Origin of the sequence: Kitasatospora sp. NPDC059827 (assembly GCF_042731675.1) — a bacterium.
GTDB lineage: Bacteria > Actinomycetota > Actinomycetes > Streptomycetales > Streptomycetaceae > Kitasatospora.
In genome coordinates this window covers 15528-36430 of record NZ_JBHWIV010000041.1, presented here as the reverse complement: position 1 = coordinate 36430, position 20903 = coordinate 15528, and the positions used below count along the sequence as shown (strand labels likewise).

16 protein-coding genes are annotated in these 20903 nt (G+C 72.7%); 6 read left to right on the top strand and 10 right to left on the bottom strand.

Features of this window, described 5'->3' with window-relative positions:
* Positions 1–380 precede the first annotated feature (380 nt).
* Complete coding sequence (locus tag ACFV8H_RS24445; protein ID WP_380403569.1) at positions 381–1688, top strand: M14 family zinc carboxypeptidase; 1308 nt, start codon at positions 381–383, stop codon at positions 1686–1688.
* Between the two features lie 111 nt (positions 1689–1799).
* Here the strand turns inward: ACFV8H_RS24445 and rodA are convergent, their stop codons facing one another.
* The 8 genes from rodA to ACFV8H_RS24405 form a co-directional block, all read right to left on the bottom strand.
* The gene (rodA, locus tag ACFV8H_RS24440) at positions 1800–2999 is read right to left on the bottom strand and encodes a rod shape-determining protein RodA (RefSeq protein WP_380403567.1); all 1200 of its coding nucleotides are present in this window, start codon (positions 2997–2999) and stop codon (positions 1800–1802) included.
* Positions 2996–5311 (bottom strand): penicillin-binding protein 2, encoded by a 2316-nt coding sequence (mrdA, locus tag ACFV8H_RS24435; RefSeq protein ID WP_380403565.1) that lies wholly within the window; start codon positions 5309–5311, stop codon positions 2996–2998. Before mrdA ends, rodA begins: the two co-directional genes overlap by 4 nt.
* 63 nt (positions 5312–5374) lie before the next feature.
* Entirely contained in the window at positions 5375–6019 is a 645-nt protein-coding gene (mreD, locus tag ACFV8H_RS24430; protein WP_380403562.1) for a rod shape-determining protein MreD, read from the bottom strand.
* Between the two features lie 3 nt (positions 6020–6022).
* A complete protein-coding gene (gene mreC / locus ACFV8H_RS24425) occupies positions 6023–6976 on the bottom strand; it encodes a rod shape-determining protein MreC (RefSeq protein ID WP_375893107.1) in 954 nt (317 codons plus the stop codon).
* Between the two features lie 98 nt (positions 6977–7074).
* Positions 7075–8100, bottom strand: a complete 1026-nt coding sequence (locus ACFV8H_RS24420) for a rod shape-determining protein (RefSeq protein WP_317621116.1) — start codon at positions 8098–8100, stop codon at positions 7075–7077.
* Between the two features lie 329 nt (positions 8101–8429).
* Positions 8430–8843 carry a nucleoside-diphosphate kinase gene (ndk, locus tag ACFV8H_RS24415; protein WP_375893106.1) on the bottom strand — a complete coding sequence of 138 codons (414 nt, stop codon included), beginning with the start codon at positions 8841–8843 and terminating at the stop codon, positions 8430–8432.
* Positions 8844–8935: 92 nt separating this feature from the next.
* Positions 8936–9289, bottom strand: a complete 354-nt coding sequence (locus ACFV8H_RS24410) for a DUF4233 domain-containing protein (RefSeq protein WP_375893104.1) — start codon at positions 9287–9289, stop codon at positions 8936–8938.
* Position 9290: 1 nt separating this feature from the next.
* A complete protein-coding gene (locus ACFV8H_RS24405) occupies positions 9291–10682 on the bottom strand; it encodes a bifunctional folylpolyglutamate synthase/dihydrofolate synthase (protein WP_375893102.1) in 1392 nt (463 codons plus the stop codon).
* 253 nt (positions 10683–10935) lie between these two features.
* Here ACFV8H_RS24405 and ACFV8H_RS24400 point away from each other — a divergent pair, with 253 nt between their 5' ends.
* The 3 genes from ACFV8H_RS24400 (at position 10936) to ACFV8H_RS24390 (ending at position 15310) form a co-directional block, all read left to right on the top strand.
* Positions 10936–12369, top strand: a complete 1434-nt coding sequence (locus ACFV8H_RS24400; RefSeq protein WP_380403557.1) for a glycosyltransferase family 2 protein — start codon at positions 10936–10938, stop codon at positions 12367–12369.
* A 43-nt stretch (positions 12370–12412) separates the two neighbouring features.
* The gene (gene wecB / locus ACFV8H_RS24395; RefSeq protein WP_375893100.1) at positions 12413–13585 is read left to right on the top strand and encodes a non-hydrolyzing UDP-N-acetylglucosamine 2-epimerase; all 1173 of its coding nucleotides are present in this window, start codon (positions 12413–12415) and stop codon (positions 13583–13585) included.
* 162 nt (positions 13586–13747) lie between these two features.
* The gene (locus ACFV8H_RS24390) at positions 13748–15310 is read left to right on the top strand and encodes a chitinase (RefSeq protein ID WP_380403554.1); all 1563 of its coding nucleotides are present in this window, start codon (positions 13748–13750) and stop codon (positions 15308–15310) included.
* Positions 15311–15328: 18 nt separating this feature from the next.
* Here the strand turns inward: ACFV8H_RS24390 and ACFV8H_RS24385 are convergent, their stop codons facing one another.
* Entirely contained in the window at positions 15329–15853 is a 525-nt protein-coding gene (locus tag ACFV8H_RS24385; protein WP_380403552.1) for a hypothetical protein, read from the bottom strand.
* Positions 15854–16228: 375 nt separating this feature from the next.
* Positions 16229–18865: a valine--tRNA ligase gene (locus ACFV8H_RS24380; RefSeq protein ID WP_375893094.1), complete on the bottom strand. Its 2637-nt coding sequence runs from the start codon at positions 18863–18865 to the stop codon at positions 16229–16231.
* A gap of 190 nt (positions 18866–19055) precedes the next feature.
* Between ACFV8H_RS24380 and ACFV8H_RS24375 the strand changes: the two genes are divergently transcribed.
* The gene (locus ACFV8H_RS24375) at positions 19056–19895 is read left to right on the top strand and encodes a hypothetical protein (protein ID WP_380403550.1); all 840 of its coding nucleotides are present in this window, start codon (positions 19056–19058) and stop codon (positions 19893–19895) included.
* A gap of 110 nt (positions 19896–20005) precedes the next feature.
* Positions 20006–20818, top strand: coding sequence for a hypothetical protein (locus tag ACFV8H_RS24370; RefSeq protein ID WP_375893091.1), 813 nt, complete (start codon positions 20006–20008; stop codon positions 20816–20818).
* Positions 20819–20903: the final 85 nt, after the last annotated feature.

The window sequence follows — 20903 nt, the reverse complement described above, 5'->3', positions numbered from 1 at the left end:
ATCCGGGGAACGGCCCGTCCGGGACGGTTGCCCGCCGGTGCGCCCCGGCGCGATCCGCACCCGCCGGTGACCGCCCCGGCACGCGCGGTGCGCGCCCGCCGCCCGGCCCCGTCCGCCGTTGACACGCCCGGAACGCCCGTGCGGTACTGACAGGGCCCTGCCCAAGGCCCTGTACCCCTTCCGGAGACGGGAGTTGGGTCGTACGCTCGGCCAACGCCGACTCCCCGGCGGCCCGCTCGCCCCAGTACGCCCTCCCCCGTCCCCGCGCGGCCCCCTCACCCCGGCCCCGCGGAGCCCGTCCCCCCGGCCCGCAGGCCGCGTCCGGCGGCGCGGCACTCCCGCGCGCCCCGGCGGCCGTACGACCGGTCGCAAGGAGAACCATGACCGACACCGGTCGGCGGGTCCGGCCCCTGGCCCTGCGCGCCCCCGACGCCCGGCCGGCCCGCTACCCCACCGCGGCCCAGGCGGAGAGCGCGGCCCGCCGCCTCGCCCTGCGCCACCCCGACCGCTGCCGGCTGCGCGAGGTGGGCCGCTCCCGGGCCGGGCGCCCGCTGCTGCTGCTCTCGGTGGACCGCGGGCCGCGCGCCGCCCTGGTGGTCGGCGGCCCGCACCCGAACGAGCCGATCGGCACCGCCGCCGCCGTCCGACTGGCCGAGGTGCTGCTGGAGCGCCCCGCCCGGCCCGGGCTGTCCTGGCACCTGCTGCTCTGCCTGGACCCGGACGGCGCCGCCCTCAACGCCGGCTGGCTGGACGGCCCGCTCACCATGCGCCGCCACTACGAGCACTTCTTCCGCCCCGCCTTCGAGGAGCAGCCCGAACTGCTGCCCGCCCCCGGCTCCGGCCGCCCGCCGATGCCGGAGAGCCTGGCGCTGACCGGGCTGATCGACGAGCTGCGCCCCTTCCTGCAGTGCTCGCTGCACGGGGTGGACTTCGGCGGCGCCTTCGTCCAGCTGACCGGCCCGGTACGCGGCCTGGCCGAGCGCTTCGCCCGCTCCGCGGACCGGGCCGGCATCCCGCTGGACGTGGACTCCTACGACGCGGTCGGCTGGTCCAGCCCCGCCCCCGGCACCTATCTGATGCCGCCGCCCGGCAGCACCGGCACCCCCCGGGCGCTGCCGGACGAGCCCGAGCTGTCCACCTGGTCGTACGCGGCCCGGTACGGCGGGGTGACCGCCGTCCTGGAGGTCCCGATGTGGGCCGTGGACGCGGTCGGCGACGCCCGGGTCCACCCGGCCGGGCCGCGGGCCGTCGGCGAGGCGGCCCGCGAGCTGACCCTGCGCACCGAGCAGCTCGACGCGCTGCTCGCCCGCGTCCCGGCCCAGGCCCGGGAGGCGTACGGCCCGCTGGTGCGCAGCGCCGAGTTCAACCTGGCGGTGGCCCCGCGGATGGCCGCCGAGTGGCTGGAGCTGTGGTGCCCCGGCCCGTTGAGCGCCGCCCGGGCGACCACGGCCGGGCTGGTCGCCGCCCGGCTGCCGCTGCGGGTGGCCTCGATCCTGCTGCGACTGCTCGCCGATGCCCGCGGCCCGGCCGCCGAGGCCACCAGGGAGCGCGCCCGCGCCGTCGTGGCGGACAGCCTGGAGCGGCTGCGGCACCGCTTCGGTGCCCGCTGGGTGCCGGTCCAGGAGCAGCTGGCCCACCAGACCCGGGCGGTCCTGACCGCCGCCGACTGCCTGCTGCACCCCGCCTGACGATTCGTCAACTGCCTTGCAGGGCAAGGAGAAGGGCCGGTCCGGAGGGATCCGGACCGGCCCTGGGAGCCGAACGTTCAGGGAAGCCGAAGGTTCAGGGGAGCCGACAGCTCACGCCGCTATCGGCCGCTGGCTGCGCACCGCCTGGAGCAGCCCGATGCCGATCCAGACCGCGAACATCGAGGAGCCGCCGTAGGAGACGAAGGGCAGCGGGATGCCCGCGACCGGCATGATGCCCAGGCACATCCCGATGTTCTCGAAGGCCTGGAAGGAGAACCAGGCGATGATGCCGGCCGCCACGATCGTCCCGTACAGGTCGGTGGCCTGGCGGGCGATCCGGCAGGCCCGCCAGAGGATCACGCCGACCAGCGAGATGATCGCCAGCGCTCCGACGAAGCCGAGTTCCTCACCGGCGACGGTGAACACGAAGTCGGTCTGCTGCTCCGGCACGAACTGCCCGATGGTCTGGGTACCGTGGAACAGCCCCTTGCCGGTCAGTCCGCCCGAGCCGATCGCGATCCGGGCCTGGGCGGTGTTGTAGCCGACGCCGTTGGGGTCGAGCTGCGGGTTGGCGAAGGCGGCGAAGCGGTCGATCTGGTACTGGCTGAGCAGCCCGAGCTTCCAGATCGCGATGCTCCCGCTGACGCCGAGCGCCAGGATGCCGAGCACCCAGCGGTTGGCGGCGCCGGAGCCGAGCAGGATGCCGAGCACGACCGCGGACATCACCATGACCGATCCGGCGTCCGGCATCAGCAGCACCAGGCCCATCGGCAGGCAGGCCCAGATCAGGCCCCGGAACACCGCCCGGTGCGAGGGGAACTCCCGCTCCCCCGCGTCGACCTGGTCCGACAGCACGACGGCCATCGCCAGCAGGATGGCGACCTTCGCGAACTCGGCGGGCTGGACGGAGAAGCCGCCGCCGAGCTGGATCCACGAGTGGGCGCCGTTGACGGTCGAGCCGATCGGGCTGAGCGTCGCCATCAGCAGCAGGATCACGCCGACGTAGACGAAGGGCACCAGGGTGCGGACCCGCCGGGCTCCTATCGCTATCACCACGGCGCACAGCACCAGGCCGATCACGAAGTTCGTCAGGTGCCGGTAGAGGAAGTACTGCGGGTCCCCGTGGGTGAGGTTGTCGCGCCCGCGGGTGGCCGACCAGACCAGCAGCGAGCCGATGAGCGAGAGGGCCAGGCCGGCCAGCAGCAGTATCCAGTCCAGCCGCCAGAGCGGGGAGTCCTTGGCCAGGGCCTTGGAGACCCCGCTGCGCTGCGGGCTCAGCCGCAGCTGCCGGTACGAGCCGTAGGAGGTCATGCCCGTCCCCTTCCCGGGCGGTTCGGTTCGAGCGCGGCGGCGTCGGCCGCGGTGTACGCGGCCGGGCTGCCGGCCGGGGGTGCCGGGTCGAGGAAGGCCGTCGCCGGGGCGGCGTCGGGCAGGGCCGGGTCCACCGTCGCCGGCGCCACGGCGGACACCGGGGCGAGCTGCGTGGCGGCGGACACCGGGGCCGCACCGGCGTCGTACGAGGCCGGCTTGATGATCGCGGTGCCGTCCGGGTTGAACTTCGGCAGCTGGCCCTGCGGCGCGGGCAGCAGCGCCTTGCCGTTGTCGATGTTGCCCTTGTCGTCCACGCCGTACAGCGCCTGGTAGATCCGGCGCACGGCGTCGCCGGAGCCGCCGGAGCCGGTGCCGCCCTGGCTTATCGTCATGACGACCGCGTAGTCCTTGCTGTACGTGGTCAGCCAGGAGGTGGTCTGCTTGCCCTCGACCTCGGCGGTGCCGGTCTTGGCGTGCAGCTCGATCTTGTTCTGCGGCCAGCCGGCCCCGGCGAACTTCCAGGCGGCGGTGCCGCTGGTGATGACGCCGGCGGTGGCCTGGTCGATGTAGCTGAGCAGCTTCTGGTCGCCGGGGAACTTGGCGTCCTCGTGCGGGGCGATGTCGCGGACGAGGTCCCCGCTCGGGCTTATCACCGCCTTGGCGATGGTCGGCCGGTAGAAGGTGCCGCCGTTGGCCAGCGCCGAGTAGATCCGGGCCATCTGGACCGGGGTGACGAGGGTGTCGCCCTGGCCGATCGCGAAGTTGACGGCGTCACCGGCGCGCATCTGGTAGCCGTCGACGCAGTTCTCCCGGGCGATCTGGTCCGAGAAGCTGTTGCCGCCCTTCTGCGCCTGGGCGCACCAGGCGTCCTTGTTGTTGTCGTAGAAGGACTGCTTCCACTGCCGGTCCGGCACCCGGCCGGGGACCTCGGCCGGCAGGTCGATGCCGGTCTTGGCGCCGAGGCCGAACTCGTGGGCGGTCTTGAAGAACCAGTCGCCCGGGTTCTTCGGCTTGATGCCGCCGTCCTTCATCCACTGGTCGTAGGCCAGGCCGTAGAAGACGGTGTCGCAGGAGACCTCCAGGGCCTTCTCCAGGGAGATGGAGCCGAAGTTCTCGCTCTCGAAGTTCTTGAACTCGCGGCCGCCGATGGTGAGGCTCTTGGGGCAGGCGTAGGTGCCGTCCAGCGAGTAGCCGGCCTGTACGGCGGCGGTGGTGGAGACGACCTTGAAGGTCGAGCCGGGGGCGGACTGACCCTGTATGGCGCGGTTCAGCAGCGGGAAGTTGGAGTCCTTGCTGGTCAGCGACTGGTAGTCCTTGCCGCTGATGCCGCCGACCCAGAGGTTGGGGTCGTAGGTGGGGGCGCTGGCCATCGCGACGATCCGGCCGGTGTGCACGTCCATCACGACGGCGGCGCCGGAGTCGGCCTCGTAGTTGCGGTTGGTGACCTTGTCGAAGGTGTTCCGGGCGTCGTTCATGGCCTGCGCCAGGTTGTCCTCGACGACCTTCTGCACCCGGGCGTCGATGCTGGTGACCAGGTTGTCGCCGGTCTGCGGGGCGACGGTGCCGGCGGTGCCGATCACCCGGCCGAGGTTGTCGACCTCCAGCTTGGTGATGCCGGCGGTGCCGCGCAGGTCGCGGTCGTACACCGACTCCAGGCCGGCCCGGCCGATCTGGTCGGCCGGCAGGTAGCGGTCCAGGCCGCTCTTGGCGGCGGTCTTGCTGACCTCGTCGTCGGTGACCGGCGAGAGGTAGCCGAGCACCTGGGCCATGTTGGCGCCCTCGGCGCCGGTGTAGCGGCGCACGGCGGTGGGCTGCGCGGTGACCCCGGGGAAGTCCTCGCGGCGCTCCATTATCTGCATCGCCTGCTGGGTGGTCGCCTCCTTGGTGACCGGGATCGGCTGGTAGGGAGAACCGTTCCAGCAGGGCTGCTGGGTCTTGGCGTCGCAGAGCCGGACCTTCTCCTGGACGTCCTTGGCGGGCATCCCGAGCACGTCGGCGAGCCGGCCGAGCACCCCCTTGCCGCCGTCCTTCTGCTGGAGCAGCGAGGTGCGGCTGACGGACACCACCAGCCGGGTCTCGTTGCCGGCCAGGATCCGACCGGAGGCGTCCAGGATCTCGCCGCGGACGGCCGGTTCGACCACCTCGCGGATGTGGTTGCCGGTCGCCTTGGCGGTGTACTCCTTGGCGTTGCGGATCTGCAGGTACCAGAGCCGTCCGCCCAGGGTGGCGAGCAGCGACAGCACCAGGATCTGCAGCACCACCAGACGGATCGTCACCCGCCGGGTACGGCCGGTCTCGGGGATGTTGCTCACGTCTCGTGCGCTCCAGGGGTGCGGGAGGGTCAGGAGGTCTGGGGGCGGGCCTGGACCGGCCGGTTACGGGCGCCGGGCGAAGCCGGGCACGCGCCGCTTCTTGTACGCCGGGCCGCTGGAGACCTCGCGCGTGGTGCGGTAGCGGGCCAGCGATCCCAGACCCAGGCCCGGCCCGCTCTCGTCGTCGTCGGCGGCGGTCACCGGGTCGCGGCCGAAGCGGCGGCCGAGCATCATCACCAGCGGCACCACGAACGGGGCCAGCAGCAGGTCGTACAGCAGGGCGCTGATCACCAGGCCGCCGAGGCCGACGTGCCGGGCCGCGGTGTCGCCGACCAGGGCGCCGACCAGCGCGTACAGCAGGGTGGAGGCGATCGCCGCGGCGCCGACCACCAGCAGCGCGCCGGAGACGGAGCGCTGGCGGCCGTGCTCGGGGCGCAGCAGCCCGGCGGCGTAGCCCATCAGGCAGAGCACCAGGGCGTAGCGGCCGATCGCGTGGTCGGAGGGCGGTGCGAGGTCGGCCAGCAGGCCGGCCGAGAAGCCGACCAGGCAGCCGCCGGTCGGCCCGTAGACCATGGCCAGGCCGACCACGACGAGGAGCAGTATGTCCGGGGTGGCTCCCGGGAGCTGGAGCCGGCCGAAGACGCTGACCTGGAGGATCAGGCCGAGCAGGATCAGGACGGCCGAGACGGGGATGCGGGCGAGGCGCATGGCTCAGTTCCCCCCAGTGGGCTTGGCGGGCGGGGCGGCGGGCGCGGAGCCCTGCGGCTGGGCGGGCGCGGCCGGGGCCTGGCTCTGCCCCGGGGTGGGGGCGGGCGGCAGCACGGCGTCGCGCGGGTCGGTGCGCGGGGGCACGACGACCACGCCGACCAGGTCCAGTCGGGTGAACTGGACGAAGGGCTCGACCAGGACGGTCTTGGTCAGCTGGCCGGCGTTGGCCTGGACCTCGGTGACCTTGCCGACCGGGACGCCGGGCACGAACGGGCGGCCGCTCTGCGAGCCGAAGGTGACGAGCCGGTCGCCGGTCTTGACCTGGGCCTTCCCGTTGAGCAGGGAGACCTTCATCGGGCTGTCGCCGCCGCCGGAGGCGAAGCCGATCTCGCCGCTGCCCTCCAGCCGGGTGCCGGCCGAGAAGCCGGGGTCGGAGGCGAGCAGCACGGTGGCGGTGGTCGGGCCGACGGTGGTGATCCGGCCGACCAGGCCCTGGCCGTTGATGACGGTCATGTCGCGGGTGAGGCCGTCGTCGCTGCCGGCGTCGACGGTGATGGTCCAGGAGAAGCCCTGGGCCGGGCCGATCGCGATGACCTGGGCGGCCTTGACGGTGTAGCCGCCGGCGCCGGCGGTGCGCAGCAGGTCGTCCAGCTGCTTGGTGCGCCCGGTGGCCATGTCGGAGGAGGCGAGCTTCTGCCGCAGTTCGGTGTTCTCGCGGGCGAGTTGGTCGGTGCGGCCGCTGTCGGTGGCGGCGTCGCGGAAGGCGCGGACGGTGTCCGCGACCGGGTCCACGACGGTGGCGGCGCCGCGCTCGACCGGGCCGAGGACCTTCGCGGCGGCGTGCCGGGCCGGGCCGAGCGGGGAGTCCTCACCGCCCTTGATGTCCACGGTGATGAGCGCGAAGGCGACCGCCACCAGCAGGATGAGCAGCAGCCGGCTCTCTCGTGTGTCCCTCACGGTGCTGGTACTGCCCCTTCGTACCTGGCGACCGCCCGGGGCTGTGGGGCCCGGGCGGCGGCCCGTTCAGTTGAGTGTCGGATGGTGTCGTCGTGGTGCTAACGGCGCGGCGAGGCGTCCAGTACCTGCTGGAGCGCCTCGAACTCCTCGACGCACTTGCCGGAGCCGAGCGCGACGGAGTCGAGCGGGTTCTCGGCGATGTGGATCGGCATGCCGGTCTCGCGGCGCAGCCGCTCGTCCAGGCCGCGCAGCAGGGCGCCGCCGCCGGTGAGCACGATGCCGCGGTCCATGACGTCGCCGGCCAGTTCGGGCGGGCACTGGTCGAGGGTGGTCTTGACCGCGTCGATGATCGAGTTGACCGGCTCGTCGATGGCGGCGCGGACCTCGGCGGCGGAGATGACGACGGTCTTGGGCAGGCCGCTGACCAGGTCGCGGCCGCGGATCTCGGCGTGCTCGTCCTTCTCGCCCTCCATGCCGAAGGCGCTGCCGATGCTCATCTTGATCTGTTCGGCGCTGCGCTCGCCGAGGAGGAGCGAGTACTCCTTCTTGATGTGCTGGACGATCGCGTTGTCCAGCTCGTCGCCGGCCACCCGGATGGACTGGGCGGTGACGATGCCGCCGAGGGAGATGACGGCGACCTCGGTGGTGCCGCCGCCGATGTCGACGACCATGTTGCCGGTGGCCTCGTGGACGGGCAGGCCGGCGCCGATCGCGGCGGCCATCGGCTCCTCGATGATGTGCACCTGGCGGGCGCCGGCCTGCGAGGAGGCCTCGATGACGGCGCGGCGCTCGACGCCGGTGATGCCGGAGGGCACGCAGACCACGACCCGCGGGCGGGCCAGGTAGCGGCGGCGGTGGATCTTGAGGATGAAGTAGCGCAGCATCCGCTCGGTGATCTCGAAGTCGGCGATCACGCCGTCCTTGAGCGGGCGGATGGCGACGATGTTGCCGGGCGTGCGGCCGATCATCTTCTTGGCCTCGGCGCCGACCGCCAGGATGCCGCCGGTGTTGGTGTTGACCGCGACGACGGACGGCTCGTTGAGGACGATCCCCTTGCCCCTGACGTACACCAGCGTGTTGGCTGTTCCGAGGTCGATCGCCAAGTCGCGGCCGATGAAGGACAGGTTGCTCGCCATGGGGTGTGGGTGCCTTCCCGGGCTCGGAGTTCTTGGGGGTGGACGGATGCGCGCCCACGCTTTGGGCGGAGACCGGCTGAGCTGCCGTACCGGGCCCTTGAGTCGCGTCCATCGTAGTCACGCCGCACGGCACGGACATCGACGCGGGGCATACCGTCCATTGTCCGGAGCGTGATCGCTTCTCCGAGCATTGGGACGCCGTGTCGGCGTTCCCAGTTCCCTATTTCACGATAAGAATGCCCCGGCCGGGCCAATGGTCCCGACCGGGGCGGTACCAAGGTCCTGCCGGGGCGTGGCGTCCGAAGACGGACTCCGCGTCAGGCGTTCGCGGGGAAGAAGATCTTGATCTCGCGCTCGGCGGACTCCGGGGAGTCGGAGGCGTGGATCAGGTTCTCGCGGGTGATCGTCGCGTAGTCGCCGCGGATGGTGCCGGAGCCGGCCTCCAGCGGGTTGGTGGCGCCGGCCAGCATCCGGATGCCCTTGACGACCTCCTCGCCCTCGACGATCAGCGCGATCGACGGACCGGAGGTCATGAACTCCAGCAGCGGCTCGTAGAACGGGCGGCCGACGTGCTCGGCGTAGTGCGTCTCCAGGGTCTCCCGGTCGAAGGTGCGCAGCTCGACCGCGGTCAGCTGCCAGCCGGCCTTGCGCTCGATGCGGCTGATGATCTCGCCCGCCAGGCCGCGGCGGACGGCGTCGGGCTTGAGCAGGACGAGAGTGCGCTGGGACACGGTGCGTCTCCTGGTGATCTGGTACGACTTGCGGTACGGGGCAGAGGTTACCTTGCGTGAACGGCCGGTCGGTTGCGCCCACCCGGCCGGGGTCAGGCGGCCTGGGCCTGCGCCTCGGTGGCGGCGGCGCGGGCGGCCTTGAACTCGTCGACCTTGCGGCCGTAGTGCACCGAGCACCACCACAGGCCGGCGAAGACCACGCCGAGGCCGAACATGGTCGGCAGGACGAAGCCGCTGGCGATCAGGCCGATCTGCAGCGCCCAGCCGATCTGCACCGCGCCGGGGCGGTTGATCATGCCGCAGAGCGCGATGCAGAGCGCCATCGCGATGCCGCTGACGATCCACACGGTGGCCGTCGAGACGCTGGAGAGCTGCATCGCGACCAGCGCCGCGAAGAGCACCAGCAGCGCCTCGCCGATCAGCGTCGAGGAGCAGAGCGTCCTCATGTCACTTCCTCCCGAGCAGCAGGCGGGCCTCGCCCACCGTGATGACCGAACCGGTGACCAGGACCCCGGCGCCGCCGAGGTCGCCCTCCTCCTCGGCCAGGGTGACGGCCGCGGTGATGGCGTCGTCGAGCCGGGGCTCGACCTGGACGCGGTCGTCACCGAAGATCTCGACGGCCAGGGCCGCGAGGGCGTCCACGTCCATGGCGCGGTGGGTGGAGTTCTGGGTGATGACGACCTCGGCCAGGATCGGCTCGAAGGCCTCCAGCACGCCGGCCACGTCCTTGTCCCCCGAGGTCCCGATCACGCCGACCAGGCGGGTGAAGCCGAAGGACTCGTTGATCGCGGCGACGGTGGCCCGGGCGCCGTGCGGGTTGTGCGCGGCGTCCAGGATGATCGTGGGGCTGCGGCGGACGATCTCCAGGCGGCCCGGCGAGGAGACGCCGGAGAAGCCCTGGCGGACCTTGTCGACGTCCAGCTGGCCGCCGCGGGCGCCGCCGACGCCGAAGAAGGCCTCGACCGCGGCCAGCGCCAGCGCCGCGTTGTGCGCCTGGTACTCGCCGTGCAGCGGGATGAAGACGTCCTCGTACTCCTCGCCGCCGAGCCCGCGCAGCGTCACCAGCTGGCCGCCGACGGCGAGCTCACGGCGGATCACGCCGAACTCCATGCCCTCGCGGGCGACCGTGGCGTCCACCTCGACGGCCCGGCGCAGGATGACCTGGGCGGCGTCCAGCTGCTGCTGGGCGACCACGGCGACGGCGCCGGACTTGATGATCCCGGACTTCTCGACCGCGATCTCGCCGGTGGTGTTGCCGAGCTTGTCGGTGTGGTCCAGCCCGATCGGGGTGATCACGGCGACGGCGGAGTCGATGACGTTGGTGGCGTCCCAGGAACCGCCCATGCCGACCTCGACCACCCCGACGTCCACCGGGGCGTCGGCGAAGGCCGCGTAGGCCATGCCGGTGAGCACCTCGAAGAAGGACATCGGGACGGGCTGCGCGGCGTCGACCATCTGCACGTAGGGCTCGATGTCGCGGTAGACCTCGACGAAGCGCTCCGGGCTGATCGGGGCGCCGTCCAGGGTGATCCGCTCGGTGACGCTCTCCACGTGCGGGCTGGTGTAGCGGCCCGTGCGCAGCTCGAAGGTGTTGAGCAGCTGCTCGATCATCCGGGCGGTGGAGGTCTTGCCGTTGGTGCCGGTGATGTGGATGGAGGGGAAGGACCGCTGGGGCTGGCCCAGGATGTCCATCAGCGCCTCGATCCGGTCGAGCGAGGGCTCCAGCTTGTTCTCCGGCCAGCGCTTGGAGAGCTCCAGTTCGACGTCGCGCAGGGCGTCGCCGGTGCTGTCGTCGGAGGGGCGGAGGGTGTACGGATTCGGGTCGGCCTTGTCGCTCACGTCCACAGTCTACGGAGCGGCGGCGGCCCGTCCTCACAGGGCGAGGGGAACGGCGCCGACGGGATCGCGGCGGGGTGGGCGGCGGGGTGGGCGCGGGGCGGACCCGGGGTGAGAACGGCCACTTTGCCCCGTCTTTGCCCGGCTTCTTGAGTTTGCTCCCTTTACTATCGATTCAGCGAGTTTGGACGGCAATGGAGCATCGATTCGCAACCCACAGGAGCTGACAGCCTTTGATCACGAGGAGCACTGCGCCATGCCCGACGCCCTGCACGACTGGATCGTGCTCCGCCAGGACGCCGTCGTCTGGTTCGCCGGACTGATCTCCCTGGCCCTCGTCGGCTACATGGCCCTCGTCTTCGGACGCTTCCTCGTGTACTGGGCCGGCTCCCGCCACGCCTTCCGGCACAGCCGCCCCGCCCCGCCCGGCGACCCCGCCGCCCTCCAGTGGCACCTGGTCATCCCCTGCCGCGACGAGGAGGCCGTGGTCACCCAGACCCTGGACGGCCTGCGGACCAGCGCGCCCGAGGCCCACCTCTGGGTGATCGACGACGACAGCGAGGACGCCACCCGCGAACTCGTCCTCGCCGCCGCGGCCCGCGACCCGCGGATCCACCTCGTCCAGCGCCGCCGCCCGCACGCCCGGATCGGCAAGGGCGCCGCGCTCAACGCCGCCTACCGCGAGATCTCCGCCTGGCTCCCCGAGTCCACCGACCGCTCCCGGGTGGTCATCGGCGTGGTCGACGCCGACGGACGGCTCGACCCCGGCACCCTCGGCCAGGTCTGCAACCCCAAGGCCCTCGGCCGCCCCGACACCGGCGCCGTCCAGATCGGCGTCCGGATGCGCAACGCCGACGACGAACGCCCGCTGCCCGGCCGCGGCCGCACCGCCAACGCCCTCGCCCGCGCCCTGGTCCGGATGCAGGACATCGAGTTCCAGGCCAACAACGCCGGCATGCAGCTGCTGCGCCGCCGCACCGGCAGCGTCGGCCTCGGCGGCAACGGCCAGTTCGTCCGGCTCACCGCCCTCGACTCGCTCACCGCCGAGGAGGGCCGGGCCGGCCGCCCCTGGCCCGAGCGCGCCCTGCTGGAGGACTACGAGTCCGGCCTCGACCTGCGCCTGGCCGGCTGGCGGCTCACCCACGTCACCGAGGCCCAGGTCTCCCAGGAGGGCCTGATCTCGCTGCGCCGCTTCCTCACCCAGCGCACCCGCTGGGCCCAGGGCAACATGCAGTGCCTGCGCTACACCGGCCGGGTGCTGCGCTCCCCGCACTACCCGGCCTCCGGCAAAGCCGAGGTGCTCTACACCTTCCTCCAGCCGGTGGTCTGCGTCCTGCTGGTGCTGCTCTTCCCGCTCTCGCTCGCCATCACCACCGCCGGGCTGGTGCTCTTCCCCGCCGAGACCGCCGACTTCCAGCTCCGGTTCGGCCCGTGGATGCTGCTCGCCTTCGTGCTCGCCACCCTGCCGATGGTGTTCTGGGGCCTCGCCTACCGCAGGGCCGTCCACCCGGACCGCAGCCGGCTCACCGGACTGCTCTGGGGCGTCCTGGTGTGGCTGTACGCCTACCACCTCTTCGTGGTCGCCGCCCGGGCCGCCGTCCGACTGCTGCTCGGCCGCAACGGCTGGGCCAAGACCCGGCGCAACGCCGAGAAGGTCGCCGTCGGCGCCCCCACCGCGCTCGAGTCCTGAGCCCCCACTCCCCCACCCCGCGTCGTCCTCCCGGAGCCCCCGCATGAGCACGTGCCTGCCCCCGAACAGCGTCGCCGTCGTCCTCGGCACCCGCCCCGAGCTGGTCAAGCTCGCCCCGCTGATCCACGAACTCGGCGACGCCACCCGGCTGGTGCACACCGGCCAGCACTGGGACGAGGCGATGTCCGGCCGCTTCCTGCGCGACCTCGACCTGCCGGAGCCCGAGCTGCTCACCGGCGTCGGCGGCCGCCCCCGGGCCGGCCAGATCGCCCAGTCCCTCGGCCAGCTGGACGCCGCCTTCGCCGAGGACCGCCCCGCCGCCGTGGTCGTCCAGGGCGACACCAATGCCACCCTCGCCGGAGCGCTGGCCGCCAACGCCCGGGAGATCCCGCTGGTGCACGTCGAGGCCGGGCTGCGCAGCTACGACCGGGCGATGCCCGAGGAGCACAACCGGGTGATGGTCGACCACGTCTCCGACCTGCTCTGCGCCGCCACCGAGGACAACGTCGCCAACCTGCGCGCCGAGTCCCTCGACCGGGGGCGGATCGAGCTCACCGGCAACACCGTCGTCGAGGTGGTCCGCCGTCAGCTGCCCGACGCCGCCACCCGCGCCGCGCTGCTCGCCGCGCACGGGCTGCGCCCGGACGGGTACGTGCTGGCCACCGTGCACCGCCCGGAGAACACCGACACCGCCGAGGCGCTCGGCGCCGTGCTCGCCGAGCTGGACCGGATCGCCCGGGCCGGCACCCCGGTGCTGTTCCCGATGCACCCGCGCACCCGGGCCGCCGTCGAGCGCTTCGCACTGGACGCCCTGCTGGAGCGCCTGGCCGTCACCGAGCCGGTCGGCTACGGCGACTTCCTCGGCCTGGCGAGCCACGCGGCGCTGCTGGTCTCCGACTCCGGCGGCGTGCAGGAGGAGTGCACCGTGCTCGGCCGTCCGCTGCTGGTGGTGCGCCGCTCCACCGAGCGCCCGGAGGCGGTCGACGCCGGCTTCGCCGCGCTGGTGCGGCCCGGCGAGGAGCTCGGCGAGCTGGCCCGCGGCTGGCTGTCCGACACCCCCGAGCGGCTGGCCCGACTGGCCGCCACCCCGAGCCCGTACGGCGACGGCCGCGCCTCGGCCCGGATCGCCGCGCTGACCGCCGCCCTGGCCGGACCCGCCGGGAGCACCGGGAGCACCGGGAGCGACGCCGCCCAGGACGCCCCGCTGGCCGCGTAGGGCCTCTTGACAGCCGGATTGGTCTACTCCACCTTGTGAGGCAAGTCTCCGTTCCCGACCGGGACTTGAGTTGTCGGTAGCTCCCGCACGCGCACCATCGACACCCCGGACGGCACTGACCCCACCCAGCGCCGCCGGGCCTCCCCCACTGGAGATGGAGTCATGCCACCTGCCCGACACCGGCGCCCGCGCGCCCTCCACCCGCTGCTCGCCGGCACCTGCGCCCTCGTCCTCGGCCTCGGCGGGCTCGTCCTGGCCGACGGCACCGGCGCACACGCCGCCGACACCGACCTGATCACCAACGGCGGCTTCGAGACCGGCGACCTCTCCGGCTGGACCTGCTCCAGCGGCACGGTCCAGAGCGCCGGCGCCCACTCCGGCCGGTACGCCCTGCAGTCCACCCCCTCCGGGTCGGACACCGGCGAGTGCACCCAGACCGTGTCGGTGAAGCCCTCCTCCTCGTACACCCTGAGCTCCTGGGTCCAGGGCTCGTACGTCTACCTGGGCGCCCGCGGCACCGGCGGCGGCGATCCGAGCACCTGGACCCCCGGCGGCACCGGCTGGAGCCGGCTGAGCACGAGCTTCACCACCGGCCCGGGCACCACCAGCGTCACCGTCTACCTGCACGGCTGGTACGCCCAGCCTGCCTTCCTCGCCGACGACGTCACCCTGCTCGGGCCCGGCGGGCCGCAGCCCTCCCCCAGCCCGACGGCCACGGCGACCGCCACCGGCACCGCCTCACCGAGCCCGACGGCCACCGGCACGGGCACCGGCACGGGCACCGGCACGCCCACCCCCACCGGCACGTCCACCCCGACCAGGCCGCCCGGCCTGCCCAAGCACGTCCTCACCGGGTACTGGCAGAACTTCGACAACGGCGCCACGGTGCAGCGGATCAGCGACGTCCCGGCCGCCTACGACATCATCGCGGTCGCCTTCGCCGACGCCACCGCCACCCGCGGCGGCCTGGGCTTCACCCTGGACCCGGCCCTGTCCACCAAGCTCGGCGGCTACACCGACGCCCAGTTCAAGGCCGACATCGCGGCCAAGCGGGCGGCCGGGAAGCGGGTGGTGCTCTCCGTCGGCGGCCAGAACGGCACGGTCTGGGTGGGCGACTCCGCCTCCGCCGCGACCTTCGCCGACACCGCCTGGGCCCTGCTGCGGAACTACGGCTTCGACGGGATCGACATCGACCTGGAGAACGGCATCGACTCCACCTTCATGGGCCAGGCACTGCACTCCCTGGCGGCGCGGGCGGGCAGCGGGTTCGTCCTCACCATGGCGCCGCAGACCATCGACATGCAGTCGACCGGGATGGAGTACTTCAAGCTGGCGCTGAACGTGAAGGACGTCCTCACCATCGTCAACATGCAGTACTACAACTCCGGTGCGATGAACGGCTGCGACGGCAACGTCTACTCCCAGGGCACCGAGGACTTCCTCACCGCCCTGGCCTGCATCCAGCTCAAGGGCGGACTGCGGCCCGACCAGGTCGGGCTCGGGGTGCCGGCCTCCACCAGCGCCGCCGGCGGCGGCTACACCGACCCCGGCACGGTGAACAAGGCGCTGGACTGCCTGGCCTCCGGCACCGGCTGCGGCAGCTACCGGCCGGACACCGCCTGGCCCGGCATCGGCGGGGCGATGACCTGGTCGACCAACTGGGACGCCAGGGCGGGCAATCCGGTCTCCGCCACCATCGGCGCCCACCTGCACGCCATGCCGTGAGCCGCCCCCGGGCCGGGGTCAGACCCCGGCCCGGGCCTCCGGGACGTGCGCGCAGCCGCCGTGCCGGCGGCGCAACTCGGCCGTGATCTCGGCCAGTTCACCCTCGGGCAGCAGCGGCAGCATCATCGCGACGCCCTGCAGCAGACCGCCGAGCAGGAAGGTGGTGTCCGCCGTCGCCGCGACCAGGCCGCGGACCTCGGCCACCCGGCCGTCCGCGACCGCCTCGATCAGCTGGGCGGCGTTCGCGCTCTCCTCGTCCACCTGGACGGCGCCGCCGTCCTGAGGGGCCCGGCGGGCCATCGCCCGCAGCACCCGGTCGCCGACCTCGGGGGCGTACGCCTTGCGGACGGCCTCGGCGGCGATCCAGGTGAGCAGGGCGGTCACCTCCCGCTCGGCGTTCTCCGCCAGCAGCAGGTCCAACTCGTGGTCGAACGCGAGCTGGTTGCCGTGGCGGAAGGCGAGCAGCAGGGTCGCCGCCCTGGCCTTGGCCTCCTCGACCGCCTCGGCAGGCAGTTCCTGGGCCAACTCCTCGGTCACCACCACGCCATGCCTCCCGTCCGTCGCTCAGCAGGAACGCTCAGCAGAAACACCTTCGGAAACTCCGAGCACACCGTACACATCCGACCTGAAAACTTCCGCGAACGCGCGCGGGCAAGACCGGAATCAATTCGCTCGGAATAGGACCTCACCCGGTCCAGGATGAATATTCGCCGGAAGGGAGCAATGTTGCTGCTCTATTAGGCGTAGTGGCCGTCCCGCCGGGCCCACCGAAAACGGCGCGCCGCAAACGAACGCGCCGTAACCAGCGCGCCGGAAGGAGCACGCCGGAGGGAGCACGCCCCAACGGGCACGCCGGAGAACGCCGAGGGGCCGCACCCCGCGCGTCGCGGGATGCGGCCCCCCAGGGGCGGTGCGGGCTCAGCCCTGCGGCAGCGCCGCGAGCTGGGCGGTGATCCGGGCGATGTCGGCCTCGGCGGCCTCCTGACGGCCCCGGATCTTGGCGACCACCTCGTCCGGCGCCTTGGCCAGGAAGGCCTCGTTGCCGAGCTTGGCGGTGGTCTGGGTCTTCTCCTTCTCGGCGGCCGCGAGGTCCTTGGCGAGGCGCTTGCGCTCCGCCGCGACGTCGATGGTGCCGGAGAGGTCCAGCGCGACGGTGGCACCGGCCACCGGCAGCGAGGCGGTGGCCGCGAAGCCCTCCTCGGGGACGGTCAGCCGCAGCAGCGAGCGGATCGCGTCCTCGTGGACGGCCAGCACGGTGCCGGCCAGCTCCAGCTGGGCCGGGACGCGCTGCGCGGGCTGCAGGCCCTGGTCCGAGCGGAACCGGCGGACCTCGGTGACCACCTGCTGCAGCGTGGCGACCTCCGACTCGGCGGCCGCGTCGCGGTAGCCGCTGTCCTTCGGCCACTCGGCGACGACCAGCGACTCGGCGCCGGTGAGGGTGGTCCACAGCGCCTCGGTGACGAACGGGACGACCGGGTGCAGCAGCCGCAGGGTGACGTCCAGGACCTCGCCCAGGACCCGGCGCGAGGCGTCGGCCTGCGGGCCGCCCTTGGCCAGGGTGGTCTTGGAGAGCTCGACGTACCAGTCGAAGACCTCGTCCCAGGCGAAGTGGTACAGCGCGTCCGAGAGCTTGGCGAACTGGTAGTCCTCGTACAGCCCGTCCACCTTGGCGACGGTGGCGTTCAGCCGCGACAGGATCCAGCGGTCGACCGCGGTCATCTCCTCGGGCGCCGGCAGCGGGCCCTCGGTGGTGGCGCCGTTCATCAGCGCGAAGCGGGTCGCGTTCCAGATCTTGTTGCAGAAGTTGCGCGAGCCCTTGACCCAGTCCTCGCCGATCGGCACGTCGGCGCCCGGGTTGGCGCCGCCGGCCAGGGTGAAGCGGACGGCGTCGGCGCCGTAGGCGTCCATCCAGTCCAGCGGGTCCACCGCGGTGCCGGAGGACTTCGACATCTTCTTGCCGAACTCGTCGCGGACCAGACCGGTCAGCGCGACGGTCTTGAACGGCGCCTCGCCGTCCATCGCGTACAGGCCGAACATCATCATCCGGGCGACCCAGAAGAAGATGATGTCGTGGCCCGTCAGCAGGACGTCGGTCGGGTAGAACTTCTCCAGGTCGGCGGTCTTCTCCGGCCAGCCCAGCGTGGAGAACGGCCACAGGCCGGAGGAGAACCAGGTGTCCAGGACGTCCGGGTCCTGGACCCAGCCCTCGCCGGTCGGCGGCTGCTCGTCCGGTCCGACGCAGACGACCTCGCCCTCGGGGCCGTACCAGACCGGGATCCGGTGGCCCCACCAGAGCTGGCGCGAGATGCACCAGTCGTACATGTTGTCGACCCAGTCGAAGTAGCGGCGCTCCAGCTCCTTCGGGTGGATCTCCACCTTGCCGTCGCGGACGGCGTCGCCGGCGGCCTTGGCCAGCGGCTCGACCTTGACCCACCACTGCAGCGACAGCCGCGGCTCGACCACGGTGTGGCAGCGCGAGCAGTGGCCGACGGCGTGCATGTACGGGCGCTTCTCGGCGACGATCCGGCCCTGCTCGCGCAGCGCGCCGACGACGGCCGAACGGGCCTCCATCCGGTCCAGGCCGAGGAAGGGGCCGTGCACGGTGATCGCACCGCGCTCGTCCATCACCGTCAGGTTCGGCAGGCCGTGGCGCTGGCCGATGGCGAAGTCGTTCGGGTCGTGCGCGGGCGTCACCTTGACGGCGCCGGTGCCGAACTCCGGGTCGACGTGCTCGTCGGCGACGACCGGGATCTCCCGGTCGGTCAGCGGCAGCTTGATGGTCCGGCCGACCAGGTGCCGGTAGCGCTCGTCGTCCGGGTGGACGGCCACCGCGGTGTCGCCCAGCATCGTCTCGGCCCGGGTGGTGGCGACGACGATCGAGTCGTCACCGTCGCCGTAGCGGATCGAGACCAGCTCGCCCGGCGTGTCCTCGTGCTCCACCTCGATGTCGGACAGCGCGGTGAGGCAGCGCGGGCACCAGTTGATGATGCGCTCGGCGCGGTAGATCAGGCCGTCGTCGAACAGGCGCTTGAAGATGGTCTGGACGGCCTGGGACAGGCCCTCGTCCATGGTGAAGCGCTCGCGCGACCAGTCCACGCCGTCGCCGAGGCGGCGCATCTGGCCGAGGATGCGGCCGCCGTAGCTCTGCTTCCACTCCCAGACCTTCTCCACGAAGGCCTCGCGGCCCAGGTCGTGGCGGGAGAGACCGGCCTCGGCGAGCTGCTGCTCGACCTTGTTCTGGGTCGCGATGCCCGCGTGGTCCATGCCGGGCAGCCAGAGCGTCTCGAAGCCCTGCATGCGCTTGCGGCGGGTCAGCGCGTCCATCAGCGTGTGCTGGAAGGCGTGACCGAGGTGCAGGACGCCGGTGACGTTCGGCGGGGGGATGACGATCGTGTACGCGGGCTTGTCGCTCTTCGCGTCCGCGGTGAAGTAGCCACGGTCCACCCAGCGCTCGTACAGCTCGCCCTCTACGTCCGCGGGGGTGTAGGTCGTCGGGAGGGTTGCCGCATCGTCCCCGGTGGTGCTCACGGGGCGCTGGTTCGTCGTGTCGGTCACGACGCACAGTTTACGTAACCGTGGGCGCTGGTTACGAACCGCTTTCGGTCCGCGGACTCGGCCGGTCCGGGCGCTCCCGCCGCCGGTGCCGTGCGGTAGCGTGCCCGGGCACTCGTCCGGGTGACCGGGCGTGCACGGACATACCCATACGAGGATCGGCCGCGGGTGCGGCGGGGGAGCACGAGGACACATGTACGGCCAGGGACAGGGACAGCAGTATCCGCAGCCGCAGGGCCAGCCCTACGGCGGCCAGCCCTACGGCGCGCCGCCGCCGCAGCAGCCCTACGGCGCCCCGCAGCCCCAGTACGGGTACCCGCCGCAGCAGCCCTACGGCGCCCCGCAGCCGCAGTACGGCGTGCCCCCGCAGGGCCCGTACGGCCAGCCGGGCTACCCGGCGCCGGCGCGCAAGGGCAAGGGCGGCCTGGTGGTCGGCCTCGTCGTAGGCGCCCTGGTGCTCGGCGGCGGCGGCTTCGCCGCCTGGAAGTTCCTCGGCGCCGGCAGCGACTCGGGCGGCCGGTACAAGCTCAGCGCGCCGCAGACGCTGCTGGACGGCTACGTCCAGAAGTCGGCGAAGGAGGAGGCCGCCGACATGAGCAAGCCCGAGGTCGCGAAGGTCGGCACGGACCTGCACGCGCTGGTGGCCAGCTACAGCAAGGGCGCCGACGTCAAGAACATGGACTCGCTGTCGGTCGTCGGCATCTACGGCTCCCTCAACGACCCCGCGCAGATCATCGCCGACTCCAAGAAGGACAGCGGCGGCCTGACCTGGTCCACCCCGATGACCGACTTCCCCGCCAAGGACGGCCACGCCTCCGACGGCAAGCTCAGCTGCGGCGTCGCCAGCATCATCGGCAAGCCCGGCCCGACGGTCTGCGTCTGGGCGGACAAGTCCACCTACGGCCGGGTCACGTTCAGCCACCTCAGCCTGGGCACCACCGGCAGCACGGGCGGCAGCGACTCGGGCCTCACCCCCGACCAGGCCGCGGAGAAGACCCGCACCGTCCGCGACGCCATGAAGGTCGCCCGCTGACCCGGAGGCCCCGCCCGGCCGCCCCGTAGCAGCAGCGCAACCCAGCAGCAGCACCACGCCGCCGGTACCCCCGGCGGTCTCCACGCGCGACGTCCCAGAAAGGGTCCCGCATGTCCGACCAGAACCCGTACGGGCCCCCGCCGCAGCCCGGGTACCCGGCGACCCCGCCGCCGGCCGCCCCCGGCTACGGCGGTGTCCCGCCGCAGGCCCCGCCGCCCGGCTACCCCGCACCCGGCGGGCCGGAGGCCGGCGGCTACCCGGGCTACCCGGGCACCCCGGAGGGCGCGCCCGGGGCCTACCCCGGTTACGGCGGGTACGCGCCGGTGCCGCCGCGCAAGTCGCGCCGCACGCTGTGGATCGTGCTCGGCACCGTCGGCGCCGTCCTGGTCGTCCTGATCGGCGTGTTCGGCTACCTCGCCTGGAACGTGACCAGCGGCACCGGCACCGAGAAGCTCGTGATGCCGGCGACCTTCAAGGACCTCAAGGCCAACGACGACCCCGCGGTGACCGGGAAGCTGCAGGACGAGCTGACCTCCAAGATCGGCCAGGGCGACGGCAATTGGAAGCCCACCGGCGTCGCCGGGGTCTACCAGGACGCGGACTCCACCCCGCAGCTGATCGCGGTCGGCGTCTACGGCAAGGTGCTGCTGCCCAAGCAGGAGCTGGACCAGATGTTCGCCGGCTTCTCCGGCGCGGGCGGCACGATCAGCGGCCGGCACGCGGTGGACCCGGGCCCCAAGGGCGGCCAGATGGAGTGCGCCACCTCGCAGAGCGGCGAGAGCAAGCTGGCCCTCTGCGCCTGGGCCGACAAGAGCACCGTCGTCATGGTGCTCAAGGGCTCCGACGACGGCACCCAGCCCGACATCGACAAGCTCGCCGTCGACACCCGCGACCTGCGCGCGGTCGCCGAGGTGCCCAAGTAGGCCCGCCCGGGCCCGCGGTGACGAAGGGGCCCCGCACCGGATTCCGGTGCGGGGCCCCTTCGCTGCCTCCGGCCGAAGGCCGTCG

Excerpts from the sequence above, each read along its gene's own strand:
- ACFV8H_RS24445 (WP_380403569.1), top strand. The coding sequence starts at position 381 with ATGACCGACACCGGTCGGCGGGTCCGGCCCCTGGCCCTGCGCGCCCCC.
- ACFV8H_RS24400 (WP_380403557.1), top strand. The coding sequence starts at position 10,936 with ATGCCCGACGCCCTGCACGACTGGATCGTGCTCCGCCAGGACGCCGTC.
- ACFV8H_RS24410 (WP_375893104.1), bottom strand. The coding sequence starts at position 9,289 with ATGAGGACGCTCTGCTCCTCGACGCTGATCGGCGAGGCGCTGCTGGTG.
- mreD (WP_380403562.1), bottom strand. The coding sequence starts at position 6,019 with ATGCGCCTCGCCCGCATCCCCGTCTCGGCCGTCCTGATCCTGCTCGGC.
- ACFV8H_RS24370 (WP_375893091.1), top strand. The coding sequence starts at position 20,006 with ATGTCCGACCAGAACCCGTACGGGCCCCCGCCGCAGCCCGGGTACCCG.
- rodA (WP_380403567.1), bottom strand. The coding sequence starts at position 2,999 with ATGACCTCCTACGGCTCGTACCGGCAGCTGCGGCTGAGCCCGCAGCGC.
- wecB (WP_375893100.1), top strand. The coding sequence starts at position 12,413 with ATGAGCACGTGCCTGCCCCCGAACAGCGTCGCCGTCGTCCTCGGCACC.
- ACFV8H_RS24390 (WP_380403554.1), top strand. The coding sequence starts at position 13,748 with ATGCCACCTGCCCGACACCGGCGCCCGCGCGCCCTCCACCCGCTGCTC.
- ACFV8H_RS24375 (WP_380403550.1), top strand. The coding sequence starts at position 19,056 with ATGTACGGCCAGGGACAGGGACAGCAGTATCCGCAGCCGCAGGGCCAG.